At 56.0% G+C, this 14044-nt stretch carries 16 protein-coding genes and 1 riboswitch; of the genes, 9 read left to right on the top strand and 7 right to left on the bottom strand.

Annotated elements, in window-relative coordinates; translation table 11 throughout:
- Window positions 1-70 precede the first annotated feature (70 nt).
- The 5 genes from cecR to HVX64_RS08535 are packed head-to-tail and all read left to right on the top strand — an operon-like array spanning window position 71 to window position 5712.
- Window positions 71-745: a transcriptional regulator CecR gene (gene cecR, locus HVX64_RS08555; RefSeq protein ID WP_044256429.1), complete on the top strand. Its 675-nt coding sequence runs from the start codon at window positions 71-73 to the stop codon at window positions 743-745.
- A complete protein-coding gene (gene hlyD, locus HVX64_RS08550; RefSeq protein WP_044256432.1) occupies window positions 745-1740 on the top strand; it encodes a secretion protein HlyD in 996 nt (331 codons plus the stop codon). Before cecR ends, hlyD begins: the two co-directional genes overlap by 1 nt.
- Window positions 1733-3469, top strand: coding sequence for an ATP-binding cassette domain-containing protein (locus HVX64_RS08545; protein ID WP_044256434.1), 1737 nt, complete (start codon window positions 1733-1735; stop codon window positions 3467-3469). The genes hlyD and HVX64_RS08545 overlap by 8 nt, the downstream gene beginning before the upstream one ends.
- The gene (locus HVX64_RS08540) at window positions 3462-4595 is read left to right on the top strand and encodes an ABC transporter permease (protein ID WP_044256436.1); all 1134 of its coding nucleotides are present in this window, start codon (window positions 3462-3464) and stop codon (window positions 4593-4595) included. Before HVX64_RS08545 ends, HVX64_RS08540 begins: the two co-directional genes overlap by 8 nt.
- 10 nt (window positions 4596-4605) lie before the next feature.
- Complete coding sequence (locus tag HVX64_RS08535; RefSeq protein ID WP_044256438.1) at window positions 4606-5712, top strand: ABC transporter permease; 1107 nt, start codon at window positions 4606-4608, stop codon at window positions 5710-5712.
- Here HVX64_RS08535 and HVX64_RS08530 read toward each other — a convergent pair.
- On the bottom strand, window positions 5674-6084 hold the full coding sequence (locus tag HVX64_RS08530) for a YbhQ family protein (RefSeq protein ID WP_043001293.1): 411 nt from the start codon (window positions 6082-6084) through the stop codon (window positions 5674-5676). The genes HVX64_RS08535 and HVX64_RS08530 overlap by 39 nt on opposite strands.
- Before the next feature lie 132 nt (window positions 6085-6216).
- Between HVX64_RS08530 and HVX64_RS08525 the strand changes: the two genes are divergently transcribed.
- Genes HVX64_RS08525 through HVX64_RS08515 form a run of 3 tightly spaced genes read left to right on the top strand, consistent with a single transcriptional unit; the run spans window position 6217 to window position 9175 of the window.
- Window positions 6217-6975, top strand: a complete 759-nt coding sequence (locus HVX64_RS08525) for an endonuclease/exonuclease/phosphatase family protein (protein WP_043001294.1) — start codon at window positions 6217-6219, stop codon at window positions 6973-6975.
- Entirely contained in the window at window positions 6972-8213 is a 1242-nt protein-coding gene (clsB, locus tag HVX64_RS08520) for a cardiolipin synthase ClsB (protein ID WP_181825381.1), read from the top strand. The genes HVX64_RS08525 and clsB overlap by 4 nt, the downstream gene beginning before the upstream one ends.
- The gene (locus HVX64_RS08515; protein WP_044256444.1) at window positions 8213-9175 is read left to right on the top strand and encodes a lysylphosphatidylglycerol synthase domain-containing protein; all 963 of its coding nucleotides are present in this window, start codon (window positions 8213-8215) and stop codon (window positions 9173-9175) included. The genes clsB and HVX64_RS08515 overlap by 1 nt, the downstream gene beginning before the upstream one ends.
- A 70-nt stretch (window positions 9176-9245) precedes the next feature.
- On the opposite strand, the gene HVX64_RS08510 is transcribed toward HVX64_RS08515, so the two are convergent.
- From HVX64_RS08510 to moaA, 6 genes are all read right to left on the bottom strand, one after another.
- On the bottom strand, window positions 9246-9950 hold the full coding sequence (locus HVX64_RS08510; RefSeq protein ID WP_043001297.1) for a Bax inhibitor-1/YccA family protein: 705 nt from the start codon (window positions 9948-9950) through the stop codon (window positions 9246-9248).
- A 54-nt stretch (window positions 9951-10004) separates the two neighbouring features.
- Complete coding sequence (gene moaE, locus HVX64_RS08505; protein ID WP_044256447.1) at window positions 10005-10457, bottom strand: molybdopterin synthase catalytic subunit MoaE; 453 nt, start codon at window positions 10455-10457, stop codon at window positions 10005-10007.
- Window position 10458: 1 nt separating this feature from the next.
- Window positions 10459-10704 (bottom strand): molybdopterin synthase sulfur carrier subunit, encoded by a 246-nt coding sequence (moaD, locus tag HVX64_RS08500; protein WP_043001299.1) that lies wholly within the window; start codon window positions 10702-10704, stop codon window positions 10459-10461.
- Window positions 10697-11182 carry a cyclic pyranopterin monophosphate synthase MoaC gene (moaC, locus tag HVX64_RS08495; RefSeq protein ID WP_044256450.1) on the bottom strand — a complete coding sequence of 162 codons (486 nt, stop codon included), beginning with the start codon at window positions 11180-11182 and terminating at the stop codon, window positions 10697-10699. Before moaC ends, moaD begins: the two co-directional genes overlap by 8 nt.
- Window positions 11183-11187: 5 nt before the next feature.
- Window positions 11188-11700 (bottom strand): molybdenum cofactor biosynthesis protein B, encoded by a 513-nt coding sequence (moaB, locus tag HVX64_RS08490; protein ID WP_044256453.1) that lies wholly within the window; start codon window positions 11698-11700, stop codon window positions 11188-11190.
- A 24-nt stretch (window positions 11701-11724) separates the two neighbouring features.
- Window positions 11725-12714: a GTP 3',8-cyclase MoaA gene (gene moaA / locus HVX64_RS08485; protein WP_044256456.1), complete on the bottom strand. Its 990-nt coding sequence runs from the start codon at window positions 12712-12714 to the stop codon at window positions 11725-11727.
- Window positions 12702-12844: riboswitch (molybdenum cofactor riboswitch) on the bottom strand. It overlaps the preceding gene by 13 nt.
- A gap of 267 nt (window positions 12845-13111) precedes the next feature.
- Here moaA and yvcK point away from each other — a divergent pair.
- Window positions 13112-14020, top strand: a complete 909-nt coding sequence (gene yvcK / locus HVX64_RS08480) for a uridine diphosphate-N-acetylglucosamine-binding protein YvcK (RefSeq protein ID WP_044256458.1) — start codon at window positions 13112-13114, stop codon at window positions 14018-14020.
- The last annotated feature ends 24 nt before the right edge of the window (window positions 14021-14044 follow it).

Below are 14044 nucleotides of genomic sequence, written 5' to 3'. Positions count from 1 at the left end.
ACCAGACTGGACAAGGAGAATATTCAGTCATAATCTTAATCAATCGATTGATTAAGAATTAGGTCGCGTGATGAATACACCCACCATGACCACGAAAGGTGAACAGGCCAAAAGCCAGCTGATTGCCGCCGCACTGGCACAGTTTGGCGAGTATGGCCTGCATGCCACCACCCGCGACATTGCCGCGCAGGCCGGACAAAATATTGCCGCCATTACCTACTATTTTGGCTCAAAAGAGGATTTATACCTCGCCTGCGCCCAGTGGATTGCCGATTTTATTGGCGGGCAGTTTCGGCCACACGCGGAAGAAGCCGAACGCTTATTCGCCGAGCCTCATCCCGACCGTACGGCCATGCGCGAACTGATTCTGCGTGCCTGCAAAAACATGATCATGCTGTTGACCCAGGAGGACACCGTCAATCTGAGCAAATTTATCTCGCGTGAACAGCTCTCCCCTACCGCAGCTTATCAACGGGTGCACGAGCAGGTTATTGAGCCGCTGCACAGTCATCTCACTCGTCTTATCGCCGCGTATACCGGCTGCGACGCCAGCGATACGCGCATGATTCTGCATACCCACGCGCTGCTCGGCGAAGTGCTGGCGTTCCGTCTTGGTAAAGAAACCATTTTGTTACGTACCGGCTGGTCGCAGTTTGATGAAGAAAAAACTGCACTGATTACGCAGACCGTGACCTGCCATATCGATCTTATTCTGCAAGGGTTATCGCAAAGGAGTCTGGAGTGATGAAAAAACCTGTCGTTATCGGGCTGGTGATTGCGGCACTGCTCGCCGTGATTGCGGGTGGCACATGGTGGTATCAAAGCCGGCAGGATAACGGACTGACGCTCTACGGCAACGTGGACATCCGTACCGTTAACCTCAGCTTTCGCGTCGGAGGCCGACTCGCGTCGCTGGCGGTGGATGAAGGGGATACCATTAAAACGGGACAGGTGCTGGGTGAACTGGATCATGCTCCTTATGAGAACGCCCTGATGCAGGCAAAAGCAGGCGTTTCCGTCGCCCAGGCCCAGTACGATTTGATGCTGGCGGGCTATCGTCAGGAAGAGATTGCGCAGGTGGCGGCAGCGGTGAAACAGGCCCAGGCTGCCTATGATTACGCACAGAATTTCTACAACCGACAGCAGGGATTGTGGAAAAGCCGCACTATTTCCGCTAACGATCTGGAAAACGCCCGTTCTTCCCGCGACCAGGCGCTGGCCACGTTGAAATCCGCGCAGGACAAACTGAGTCAGTACCGTTCCGGTAATCGCGAACAGGATATCGCCCAGGCGAAAGCCAGCCTTGAACAGGCACAGGCGCAGTTGGCACAGGCGGAACTCGATCTCCATGACACCACGCTTGTCGCCCCCTCGAACGGCACGCTGCTAACTCGTGCGGTCGAACCTGGCAGCATGCTCAGCGCAGGAGGCACCGTGCTGACGCTCTCTCTCACCCGACCAGTCTGGGTGCGCGCCTACGTCGACGAACGTCATCTTTCTCAGGCACAGCCGGGACGCGAAATCCTGCTGTATACCGATGGACGTCCCGACAAGCCTTATCACGGTAAAATCGGCTTTGTCTCTCCGACGGCAGAATTCACGCCGAAAACGGTAGAGACACCGGACCTGCGTACCGATCTGGTTTACCGTCTGCGCATTGTGGTCACCGATGCCGACGACGCGCTGCGCCAGGGCATGCCGATGACGGTGAAGTTCGGCAACGAGGCTGGACATGAATGACGCCGTCATCACGCTGAGCAGGGTGACTAAGCGTTTTTCCGGACTGGAAAAGCCGGCGGTCGCCCCACTCGATTGTACGATTCACGCCGGGTATGTAACCGGTCTGGTGGGGCCGGATGGCGCCGGGAAAACCACGCTGATGCGAATGCTGGCGGGCTTGCTGAAGCCGGATGGCGGTAGCGCAACGGTGATTGGCTTTGATCCAATCAAAAACGACAGCGCGCTGCATGCTGTGCTCGGTTACATGCCGCAGAAATTCGGTCTGTATGAGGATCTCACTGTAATGGAGAACCTCAATCTTTACGCGGATTTACGCAGCGTGACGGGCGAGGTGCGGGAAAAAACCTTTGCCCGTCTGCTGGAATTTACCTCGCTCGGCCCGTTTACCGGACGTCTGGCGGGAAAACTGTCCGGCGGGATGAAACAAAAGCTGGGGCTGGCCTGTACATTGGTCGGCGAACCCAAAGTGCTGCTGCTGGATGAACCTGGCGTCGGCGTTGACCCCATCTCACGTCGCGAACTGTGGCAGATGGTGCACGAACTGGCGGGAGACGGGATGCTGATCCTGTGGAGCACCTCCTATCTGGATGAAGCCGAACAGTGTCGGGACGTGCTGCTGATGAACGAAGGCGAACTGCTGTATCAGGGGGAGCCGACCCAACTGACACAAACCATGGCGGGACGCAGTTTTTTGATGCACAGCCCGCAGGAAAACAACCGGAAACTGCTCCAGCGGGCGTTAAAACTGCCGCAGGTTAGCGACGGCATGATTCAGGGGAAATCGGTGCGTCTGATCCTGAAAAAAGAGGCCACAGCGGACGACATTCGCCATGGCAACGGCATGCCGGAACTCGACATCAGCGAGACTGCGCCACGCTTCGAAGATGCGTTTATCGATCTGCTGGGCGGTGCCGCGACCTCTGAATCGCCGCTGGGCGCCATTTTGCATACCGTAGAGGGAACGCCAGGCGAAACGGTGATTGAAGCGAAAGCGCTGACCAAAAAATTCGGCGATTTTGCCGCCACTGACCACGTTGATTTTGCCGTCCAGCGCGGAGAAATTTTTGGCCTGCTGGGCCCCAACGGCGCGGGAAAATCGACAACCTTTAAAATGATGTGCGGCCTGCTGGTGCCCACGTCCGGGAAAGCATTGGTGTTGGACATGGATCTGAAGGTCAGCTCCGGCAAAGCTCGCCAGCATCTTGGCTATATGGCGCAAAAGTTCTCGCTCTACGGCAACCTGACGGTGGAGCAAAACCTGCGCTTTTTCTCCGGCGTTTATGGTCTGCGGGGACGCGCGCAGAACGAAAAAATCGCCCGCATGAGCGAGGCGTTTGGTCTGAAGAGCATCGCTTCGCATGCCACCGACGAACTGCCGCTGGGCTTTAAGCAGCGTCTGGCGCTGGCCTGTTCGCTGATGCATGAACCGGACATTCTGTTTCTTGACGAGCCCACTTCTGGTGTCGATCCCCTCACCCGCCGAGAGTTCTGGCTGCATATCAACAGCATGGTGGAAAAAGGCGTGACGGTGATGGTGACGACCCACTTTATGGACGAAGCGGAATACTGCGACCGCATCGGACTGGTCTATCGCGGGAAACTGATTGCCAGCGGTACGCCGGACGATCTGAAAGCGCAGGCCGCCGATGACGACACGCCGGACCCGACCATGGAGCAGGCTTTTATCCGGCTAATTAACGACTGGGATAAGGAGCATGCCAATGCGTAACCGCCTTCTCTCCTGGCGTCGCGTACGGGCGCTGTGCGTCAAAGAGACGCGGCAGATTGTCCGCGATCCCAGTAGCTGGCTGATCGCCGTGGTGATCCCACTGCTGCTGCTGTTTATTTTTGGCTACGGCATTAACCTTGACTCCAGCAAGTTGCGGGTGGGGATCCTGCTTGAGCAGCAAAGCGAAGAGGCGCTGGACTTTACCCATGCGATGACCGGCTCACCGTACATCGACGCCACCATCAGCGATAACCGCCAGGCGCTGATTGAAAAGATGCAGGCCGGACGTATTCGCGGTCTGGTGGTCATTCCGGTCGATTTCGCCCAGCAGATGGCGCGCGCCAACGACACCGCACCCATTCAGGTAATCACCGACGGCAGTGAACCCAATACCGCCAACTTCGTGCAGGGCTATGTGGAAGGGATCTGGCAAATCTGGCAGATGCAGCGAGCGGAAGATCGCGGGGAAACGTTTGAACCACTGATTGAGGTGCAAACCCGCTACTGGTTTAACCCTGCGGCAATCAGCCAGCATTTTATTATCCCGGGCGCAGTGACCATCATCATGACGGTGATCGGCGCGATCCTCACCTCGCTGGTGGTGGCGCGCGAATGGGAACGCGGGACCATGGAAGCGTTGCTCTCCACGGAAGTGACGCGCGCCGAACTGCTGTTGTGCAAGCTCATCCCCTACTACTTCCTCGGCATGCTGGCGATGCTGCTGTGTATGCTGGTGTCGGTGTTTATTCTCGGCGTCCCGTATCGCGGATCGCTTCTGCTGCTGTTTTTCATCACCAGCCTGTTTTTGTTCAGCACGCTGGGGATGGGACTTCTGATCTCCACCATCACCCGCAACCAGTTTAATGCCGCCCAGGTGGCGCTTAACGCCGCCTTTTTGCCGTCGATTATGCTGTCAGGCTTTATTTTTCAAATAGACAGTATGCCTGCGGTGATCCGCGCGGTGACCTATATTATTCCGGCGCGCTACTTCGTCAGCACCCTGCAAAGCCTGTTTCTCGCCGGTAATATCCCGGTGGTGCTGGTGGTCAACGTGCTGTTTTTGATCGCCTCAGCGGTGATGTTTATTGGTCTGACGTGGCTGAAAACCAAACGTCGGCTGGATTAGGGAGACGCGCATGTTTCATCGTTTATGGACGTTAATCCGCAAAGAATTGCAGTCGCTGCTGCGCGAGCCGCAGACCCGCGCGATTTTAATTTTGCCGGTACTGATTCAGGTGCTTTTGTTTCCCTTTGCCGCAACGCTGGAAGTGACTAACGCCACCATCGCCATCTATAACGAAGACAACGGCAAGCATTCGGTGGAGCTGACCCAACGCTTTGCCCGTGCCAAAGCCTTTACCCACATCCTGCTACTGAAAAGCCCGCAGGAAATTCAGCCCACAATCGATACGCAAAAAGCGCTGCTGCTGGTGCGTTTTCCGGCGGATTTCTCGCGCAATCTGGATACCTTTCAGTCTGCGCCCATGCAGTTAATACTTGATGGTCGTAACTCGAACAGCGCGCAGATCGCCGCCAACTATCTCCAGCAAATCGTGAAGAACTATCAGCAGGAGTTGATGGAGGGCAAGCCGAAGCCGAACAACAGCGAGCTGGTGGTGCGCAACTGGTACAACCCTAACCTCGACTACAAATGGTTTGTGGTGCCGTCACTGATCGCGATGATCACCACCATTGGCGTGATGATCGTTACCTCGCTGTCTGTCGCGCGCGAGCGCGAACAGGGCACGCTGGATCAGCTGTTGGTCTCCCCGCTCACCACCTGGCAAATATTTATCGGTAAAGCGGTTCCTGCACTGATTGTCGCCACCGGCCAGGCCTCTATCGTGCTGGCAATCGGTATCTGGGCGTATCAGATCCCGTTTGCCGGGTCGCTGGCGCTGTTTTACTTCACGATGGTGATTTACGGGCTGTCGCTGGTGGGATTTGGCCTGTTGATCTCCTCACTCTGCTCCACGCAGCAGCAGGCGTTTATCGGCGTATTCGTCTTTATGATGCCGGCAATTTTACTGTCGGGCTACGTCTCTCCGGTCGAGAACATGCCGGTCTGGTTACAGAATCTGACATGGATAAACCCGATCCGTCATTTCACGGATATCACCAAGCAGATCTATTTGAAAGATGCGAGTTTGCAGATTGTCTGGGGAAGCTTGTGGCCGCTACTGGTGATAGCGACCACAACGGGATCAGCGGCGTATGCGATGTTTAGACGCAAAATCATGTAACTTTTTGTCTTTCGCCAGCAGCGAAACCACAGCGGGTCCGGCCAGGATTGCCAGTCCCGCTAACGCCAACAAGACGTTGTTTTGTAAAACCCGGGACAGCAGCCACAACGCAATCAGCGCCGCGCCGAAATACCAGGTGGTGGTGAGTTCTTCCAGCACGTCGGCGACTTCGCGCCAGCGCTGCTCGTGATGACGCTGTAACGCCAGCATCAGTAATACGGTCACGCCATACACTACGCATAATCCCAGGCCAACGTGCACCAGCGTGCCACTCTTCCAGCCTACGACCAACAACGCCACGACCAGTAAATGCAACATAATCTGCCAGCAACTTAACCCCGTTGCGACACGAACTCGTTGTTGCCACCTCATGGCTTTTCTCCTGAAGGATTTTTCTCTAATGACTCAGAGTACCGCACTTTACGGAAAATTCCGTAACACCGCACCTTTTTGTGACGACGACTACACTATTTCAATCAGAAGAGTGACGCCAACAGGAGAAAAATGACTCAATCGACACGAAATTTTTCATTCACCGTGCTCACCATCAATACGCATAAAGGCTTTACCGCCTTTAACAAGCGCTTCATTTTACCGGAACTGCGTGATGCCGTTCGTACGGTTGGCGCCGACATTGTCTGCCTGCAGGAGGTGATGGGCGCGCACGAAGTGCATCCGCTGCACGTCGAAAACTGGCCGGATACCACGCACTACGAATTTCTCGCCGACACGATGTGGAGTGACTACGCTTACGGGCGTAACGCCGTCTACCCGCAAGGGCATCATGGCAACGCGGTGCTGTCACGCTATCCTATTGAACATTATGAAAATCGTGATGTTTCGGTCGGCAGCAGTGAAAAGCGCGGCGTGCTCTATTGCCGTATTGTTCCGCCGCAACTCGGGAAACCGATTCATGTGATGAGTGTTCACCTCGGCCTGCGTGAAGCTCACCGGCAGGCGCAACTTACCCTGCTGACAGACTGGGTCAACGCCCTGCCCGACGGTGAACCGGTGGTGGTGGCCGGTGATTTCAACGACTGGCGGCAAAAGGCAAACCATTCCTTAAAAGCCGCGGGCCTGGAGGAAATTTTCACCCGCGCCCGCGGCCGCCCGGCACGGACCTTTCCTGTCAGCCTGCCGCTGCTGCGCCTTGATCGTATTTACGTGAAAAATGCCAATGCCAGTTCGCCGACAGCGCTACCGCTGCGCAACTGGCGGCATCTCTCTGACCATGCCCCCCTTAGCGCGGAGATCCATCTATGAAATGTGGCTGGCGTGAAGGTAATCAGATCCAGTTACTGGAAAACGGCGACCAGTATTATCCCGCTGTGTTTGCGGCAATAGCCGATGCGCAGCAAAGAATTATTCTCGAAACTTTCATCTGGTTTGAAGATGAGGTAGGAAAACAGCTTCATGCGGCTCTGCTGACCGCAGCAAAACGCGGCGTGAAGGCGGAAGTGCTGCTGGACGGCTACGGCTCACCGGACCTGAGCGATGCATTCGTTGGCGAACTGACCTCGGCAGGCGTGGTGTTTCGTTATTACGATCCGCGTCCCCGGATCTTTGGTATGCGCACCAACGTCTTTCGCCGTATGCATCGCAAGATTGTGGTGATAGACGACCGGGTGGCGTTTATCGGCGGGATCAACTATTCCGATGAACATATGTCCGACTATGGCCCGGAAGCCAAGCAGGACTACGCGGTGCGCGTGGAAGGACCTGTCGTCGCCGATATACTGCAGTTTGAAGTGGAAAACCTTCCCGGGCAGAGTGCAGTACGCCGCTGGTGGCGCCGTCATCACCGTGCTGAAGAGAACCGCCAGCCCGGCGAGGCGCAGGCGCTGTTCGTCTGGCGCGACAACGACGAGCACCGCGACGATATCGAACGTCACTACCTGAAAATGCTCACCCAGGCACGGCGGGAAGTGATTATCGCCAACGCCTACTTCTTTCCCGGTTACCGGTTACTGCACGCCATGCGCAAAGCCGCCCGCCGCGGCGTGCGCGTCAAACTGATCGTGCAGGGGGAGCCGGATATGCCAATTGTGAAGGTCGGAGCCCGTCTGCTGTACAACTATCTGGTGAAAGGCGATGTCCAGGTTTACGAATATCGCCGCAAGCCACTGCATGGCAAAGTGGCGCTGATGGATGACCACTGGGCGACGGTCGGCTCCAGCAATCTCGACCCGCTCAGCCTGTCGCTTAATCTGGAAGCCAACCTGATCGTGCACGATCGCCAGTTCAACCAGACGCTGCGCGACAACCTTAACGCGATCATTGCCGAAGACTGTAAGCAGGTCGATGAGTCGATGCTGCCGAGACGCAACTGGTGGAACCTGACCAAAAGCGTGCTGGCGTTCCACTTCTTACGTCACTTCCCGGCGCTGGTCGGCTGGCTTCCGGCGCATACTCCCCATCTCGCGCAGGTGGATCCGCCAGCCCAGCCCGAGATGGAAACGCAGGATCGGGTAGAAGTACAGAACACAGGAGCCAAACCCTGATGGCAAAATCACATCCGCGCTGGCGGCTGGCAAAAAAGATCCTCACCTGGCTGTTTTTTATCGCCGTGATTGTGCTGCTGGTGGTCTACGCCAAAAAGGTGAACTGGGAAGACGTCTGGACGGTGATCCGCGACTACAACCGGGTTGCGTTGCTGAGCGCCGTCGGGCTGGTGATCCTCAGCTATCTGCTCTATGGCTGCTATGACCTGTTGGGCCGCGCCTATTGCGGTCACAAGCTGGCAAAGCGACAAGTGATTCTGGTGTCGTTTATTTGCTATGCCTTTAACCTGACGCTCAGTACCTGGGTCGGCGGCATTGGTATGCGCTACCGGCTCTATTCCCGCCTCGGCCTGCCAGGTGGCACCATCACACGTATCTTCTCTCTTAGCATCACCACCAACTGGCTGGGCTATATTTTGCTTGGCGGGATCATCTTCACCTTTGGCGTGGTGCAACTGCCTGCCCACTGGTATATCGACGAGGGCACGCTGCGTATTCTCGGCGTGGTGCTGCTGTTAATCATCGCTATTTATCTGTGGTTCTGCGCTTTCGCAAAACACCGTCATATGACGATCAAAGGGCAGAAACTGGTGCTACCGTCGTGGAAATTTGCGCTGGCCCAGATGGCTATCTCCAGCGCCAACTGGATGGTGATGGGGGCGATTATCTGGTTGCTGCTGGGCCAGGAGGTGAATTATTTCTTCGTGCTGGGCGTGCTGCTGGTCAGCAGTATCGCGGGAGTGATTGTCCACATTCCGGCGGGAATTGGCGTTCTGGAAGCGGTGTTTATCGCGCTGCTGGCGGGGGAAGACACGTCGCAAGGCGCGATTATTGCCGCCCTGCTCGCCTACCGCGTGCTGTATTACTTTATTCCCTTATTGCTGGCGCTGATCTGCTATCTGGTGCTGGAGAGTCGGGCGAAGAAGCTGCGGGCGAAGAACGAGAAGGCGATGGCGAAGTAATACCTCGTCACCGCCCTCGGCATCATTTCGTAGGCCGGATAAGGCGTAGCCGCCATCCGGCACAACGAACTCAACGGCGATTGCCTAAAATACGCAGCAGCATCAGGAACAGGTTGATAAAGTCCAGATACAGCGTCAGCGCACCGAGAATCGAATATTTACGCAGGTTAGAACTGTCGCGCACATCGATTTGCTCGCCAATGTTCTTCAGCTTCTGGGTGTCATAGGCGGTCAGCCCAACAAACACCACCACGCCAATATAGGTCACCGCCCACATCAGCGCCTCGCTTTTCAGCCAGAAGTTCACCAGTGAGGCCAGGATGATGCCAATCAGCGCCATAAACAGCATGTTGCCCCAGCCGCTCAGATCGCGCTTCGTGGTGTATCCCCACAGGCTCATCACTCCAAACATCCCGCCGGTCACCACGAAGGTGCTGGCGATGGAGGAGTAAGTGTAGACGATAAAAATACTGGAAAGTGTGAGCCCGGTTAGCGCCGAATAGAGCATAAACAGCGTCGTCGCCATACCTGCACTGAGTTTATGCACCAACCCAGACAGCACAAAGACCAGCGCCAGTTGGGCGATGATTAAACCGAAGAACGTAATTTTGCTGGAAAAAACGAACATCATGACGGCTGGCGTATTCGCCGCATACCACGCAATAAACGCGGTAAGCAGCAACCCGACCGTCATCCAGCCGTATACCTGCGCCATATAAGTTTGCAGGCCGGAACGCGCCTGCACGATTGATTCGGATCGTGGAAATCGGTCCATGATAATCTCCTGATTGAAAGTGACCACTCTGGATAAGCGTATCACAATTTCGTGCTACCAGCGTTTAGCCGCCTGCCGATCGCTGTCACGGGCTTCCACCCAGCGCTCGCCTTCCGGCGTGGCTTCACGCTTCCAGAACGGCGCACGCGTCTTTAGATAGTCCATAATGAACTGACCGGCCTCAAACGCACTGCTACGGTGCGAACTGGTGACGCCAACAAAGACGATTTCATCGCCCGGCCACAGTTCGCCAATCCGGTGAATCACCGTGATGCGTCCCAGCGGCCAGCGCACCCGCGCCTCATCGACAATCTCCGCCAGCGCTTTTTCCGTCATCCCCGGATAGTGCTCCAGCGTAAGCGCCTTCACGCTGTCGCCGAGATTATGGTTGCGCACTTTACCAGTAAAGGTCACCACCGCACCGTCTTCGTCGCGTGCCGCCAGCCAGGGATACTCGTCCCCCACGCTGAACGGCGCAGGCCCGACCACAATTTTCGTTTCAGCCATCTCAGCCTCCCGTCACCGGGGGAAAGAAAGCCACTTCATCACCCGCCGTCAGCGGATGATCAAAGCTCACCAGCGTCTGGTTTACCGCCGCCAGCAGCTTGCCGTCTTCCAGCGCCAGCGCCCAACGGTTGCTGTTAGTCGCCAGATGCTGACGCAGCGCTTCCACCGTTGGGAAATCTGCCGCGACGTCCAGCGTATCCGTACCAACCAGTTCGCGAACCTGAGCAAAGAACAAAACCTTAATCATTCGAATCCGCCTTAAAATCGCCAGACTTGCCGCCGCTTTTCGCCAGCAGGCGCACCGGGCCAATCACCATGTCTTTTTGCACCGCTTTGCACATGTCGTAAATGGTCAACGCGGCGACGGACGCCGCCGTCAGCGCTTCCATTTCCACCCCGGTTTTGCCGGTAAGACGACACAACGATTCAACACGGACACGGTTGTGTTCCGGCTGTGCCTGGAGCTGGACTTCCACTTTGCTCAATAGCAACGGATGGCACAGCGGGATGAGCTCCCAGGTGCGCTTTGCTGCCTGAATCCCGGCGATACGCGCGGTGGCGAACACATCGCCCTTATGGTGGCTGCCGTCGATAATCATGGCCAGTGTTTCGCTGCGCATGGTGACAAAGGCTTCGGCGCGCGCTTCGCGCACGGTCTCCGCTTTTGTGGAGACATCCACCATGTGCGCTTCACCGGCGGCGTTTATGTGAGTCAGTTGCGACATACTTATTAATTCTTCAAATGTGGGTGAAAATTACAAGGACGCGTACGGGCATCAAGCTGCGGCGCGATGATATTGTCCCACGCCGTGCGGCAGGCTTTGGTGGAACCCGGCATCGCAAAAATTAGCGTTTTGTTGGCCACGCCCGCCACTGCGCGCGACTGCAGCGTGGCCGTGCCGATCTCTTCAAATGACAGCATACGAAACACTTCACCAAAGCCTTCCACTTCGCGATCAAATAGCGGCAGCAGCGCTTCCGGTGCCTGGTCGCCTTCAGTCAGGCCCGTGCCGCCGGTGATCAACACCACCTGCACCTCATCACTGGCAATCCATGCTGACACCTGCGCGCGAATGGCGTAACGGTTCTCTTTGACAATTGCTTTATCGATAACCTGATGTCCCGCTTCCTGCGCGGAATCCCGCAGAAAATGACCAGAGGTATCGTCCTCTTCGCCACGGCGATTCGATACTGTCAGAATAGCAATGCGGGTCGGGATAAATTCAGCGCTTACCTGACTCATGGAATACTCCTTGTTCAAGCGGCGTTAACCGCCGATGTATGAGAGGTTCTGGGTAATACCGGTGTTGTTCTGGTGCAGGAAATGGGTCTGCTTTTTCTCACGCAACGCAAGCGAGATACGCGCTTCGAGCGCGTCTTGTTGCCCATCGTCTTCCAGCAAATCACGCAGGCTGACGCCACCCTCGCCGAACAGGCAGAGATGAAGTTTACCCACGGAGGAGACGCGCAGACGGTTGCAGGTGGCACAGAAATCTTTTTCGTACGGCATGATGAGGCCGATTTCACCCTCATAATCGGGGTGACAGAACACCTGCGCCGGGCCGTCACTGCGCTGGCGTAGCTGGTGGATCCAGCCGCGACGCAACAGTTCGTCACGCAACACCTGACCGGAGATGTGGTGTTTACGGAACAGTTCGCTGCCCTCACCCGTCTCCATCAGTTCGATGAAACGCAGTTGAATGGGGCGCGTCTGGATCCAGCCAAGAAAAGTATCGAGCTGATGATGATTCACATCGCGCATTAGCACGGTGTTGACTTTAACTTTTGCAAAACCGGCATCAAACGCGGCGTCGATGCCCGCCATCACCTGCTGGAATTTATCCTGCCCGGTAATCGCGTGGAACTGACGCGCATCAAGGCTATCAACGCTGACGTTAATGCCGGTCAAACCCGCATCGCGCCAGTGGGCGGCATCACGCGCCAGACGGTAGCCGTTGGTGGTCACCGCCAGTTGACGAATCGCCTCGTTTTCACGCACGGCGGCAATGATGTCGGTAAAATCACGACGCAGAGAAGGTTCGCCACCGGTCAGGCGCACTTTTTCGGTGCCCAGATTGACAAAGGCGCGAGTCACCCGACGAATTTCATCGACGGAGAGAAAACCTTTATTGGTGACGCCGCCGGGCTTGTAGCCATCCGGCAGGCAGTATGTGCAACGAAAGTTACACACATCGGTAATCGACAGACGCAAATAGTAAAACTTGCGCGCGAAAGCATCGGTCAGTTGTGTGGCCATGTACACCTTTCCAAATACGGGAGGCGAAGTCATTTCTTCCTGCGCCCTGGTGGCAATGCGTTTGCGTTGTCACGGCCAAAGCACCGTATCATTTGACCCAGGTGCAGAGGCTAGAGTGTTAACTGTGGTTATGGCGATACTAGCGTGTAAACGAACATAATGCTATTTACACTTAACGATGTATAATCATATATATAGCGCCATGATCGTGCCATTTCGTTACAGAATAAGCAAAAATAGCACTTTTGCATTGATGTACATCATTTCGCTGTCAGGCATTCGCCCCCCTAAAGGAGTAGTGCGGCAGAATTTATTTTCTCAACTTGCCGTTAGCGAATTGCTGAAAAGCCCCTGTTTGCGCTACTGTAGCGCGGTAAATCTGACTTCAGGAACTTTTATGCGCAATCGTACGCTGGCTGACCTGGATCGTGTCGTCGCTCTCGGCGGAGGGCATGGATTAGGACGCGTTCTCTCTTCCCTCTCCTCCCTGGGTTCACGCCTCACCGGTATCGTGACCACCACCGATAACGGCGGTTCGACGGGGCGTATTCGCCGCTCGGAAGGGGGAATCGCCTGGGGCGATATGCGCAACTGTCTCAATCAGTTGATTACCGAACCGAGCGTCGCTTCCGCGATGTTTGAATACCGTTTTGGCGGTAATGGCGAACTTTCAGGCCATAACCTCGGAAATCTGATGTTAAAGGCGCTCGACCACCTGAGCGTGCGGCCTCTGGAAGCCATCAACTTAATTCGTAATCTGCTGAAAGTGGACGCACATTTAATCCCCATGTCAGAGCTGCCAGTTGACCTGATGGCGATCGACGATCAGGGGCATGAAGTGTACGGCGAAGTGAATATTGATCAGCTCACCTCGCCCTTGCAGGAACTGATGCTGTCACCGAAGGTCCCCACCACCCGGGAAGCGGTGCAGGCGATTAACGATGCCGACCTGATTATTATCGGTCCGGGCAGTTTTTACACCAGCCTGATGCCAATCCTGCTGCTGGAGGATCTCGCACAGGCGCTGCGCCGTACGCAGGCGCCGATAGTCTACATCGGCAATCTGGGCCGGGAATTGAGCATCCCCGCCGCAAGCCTGACGCTTATCGATAAGCTAACCATTATGGAGCAGTATGTCGGCAAGAGAGTCGTTGATGCGGTTATCGTGGGGCCGAAGGTGGATGTCTCTGCGGTCAGCGACCGGGTGGTGATTCAGGAAGTGCTGGAGGCCAGCGATATTCCCTATCGCCATGACCGCCAGTTATTGCACAGCGCGCTGGAGAAAGCCGTACAGGCGCTACGGTAAAGGGTTTATTGCCTGATGGCGCTA

The organism is Citrobacter sp. RHB20-C16, from assembly GCF_013890155.1.
Taxonomy (GTDB): domain Bacteria; phylum Pseudomonadota; class Gammaproteobacteria; order Enterobacterales; family Enterobacteriaceae; genus Citrobacter_A; species Citrobacter_A amalonaticus.
Note: the sequence above shows the minus strand (reverse complement) of the source record. Positions and strands in the feature narration are given on the sequence as shown.

Excerpts from the sequence above, each read along its gene's own strand:
- cecR (WP_044256429.1), top strand. The coding sequence starts at position 71 with ATGAATACACCCACCATGACCACGAAAGGTGAACAGGCCAAAAGCCAG.
- hlyD (WP_044256432.1), top strand. The coding sequence starts at position 745 with ATGAAAAAACCTGTCGTTATCGGGCTGGTGATTGCGGCACTGCTCGCC.
- HVX64_RS08545 (WP_044256434.1), top strand. The coding sequence starts at position 1,733 with ATGAATGACGCCGTCATCACGCTGAGCAGGGTGACTAAGCGTTTTTCC.
- HVX64_RS08540 (WP_044256436.1), top strand. The coding sequence starts at position 3,462 with ATGCGTAACCGCCTTCTCTCCTGGCGTCGCGTACGGGCGCTGTGCGTC.
- HVX64_RS08535 (WP_044256438.1), top strand. The coding sequence starts at position 4,606 with ATGTTTCATCGTTTATGGACGTTAATCCGCAAAGAATTGCAGTCGCTG.
- HVX64_RS08530 (WP_043001293.1), bottom strand. The coding sequence starts at position 6,084 with ATGAGGTGGCAACAACGAGTTCGTGTCGCAACGGGGTTAAGTTGCTGG.
- HVX64_RS08525 (WP_043001294.1), top strand. The coding sequence starts at position 6,217 with ATGACTCAATCGACACGAAATTTTTCATTCACCGTGCTCACCATCAAT.
- clsB (WP_181825381.1), top strand. The coding sequence starts at position 6,972 with ATGAAATGTGGCTGGCGTGAAGGTAATCAGATCCAGTTACTGGAAAAC.
- HVX64_RS08515 (WP_044256444.1), top strand. The coding sequence starts at position 8,213 with ATGGCAAAATCACATCCGCGCTGGCGGCTGGCAAAAAAGATCCTCACC.
- HVX64_RS08510 (WP_043001297.1), bottom strand. The coding sequence starts at position 9,950 with ATGGACCGATTTCCACGATCCGAATCAATCGTGCAGGCGCGTTCCGGC.
- moaE (WP_044256447.1), bottom strand. The coding sequence starts at position 10,457 with ATGGCTGAAACGAAAATTGTGGTCGGGCCTGCGCCGTTCAGCGTGGGG.
- moaD (WP_043001299.1), bottom strand. The coding sequence starts at position 10,704 with ATGATTAAGGTTTTGTTCTTTGCTCAGGTTCGCGAACTGGTTGGTACG.
- moaC (WP_044256450.1), bottom strand. The coding sequence starts at position 11,182 with ATGTCGCAACTGACTCACATAAACGCCGCCGGTGAAGCGCACATGGTG.
- moaB (WP_044256453.1), bottom strand. The coding sequence starts at position 11,700 with ATGAGTCAGGTAAGCGCTGAATTTATCCCGACCCGCATTGCTATTCTG.
- moaA (WP_044256456.1), bottom strand. The coding sequence starts at position 12,714 with ATGGCCACACAACTGACCGATGCTTTCGCGCGCAAGTTTTACTATTTG.
- yvcK (WP_044256458.1), top strand. The coding sequence starts at position 13,112 with ATGCGCAATCGTACGCTGGCTGACCTGGATCGTGTCGTCGCTCTCGGC.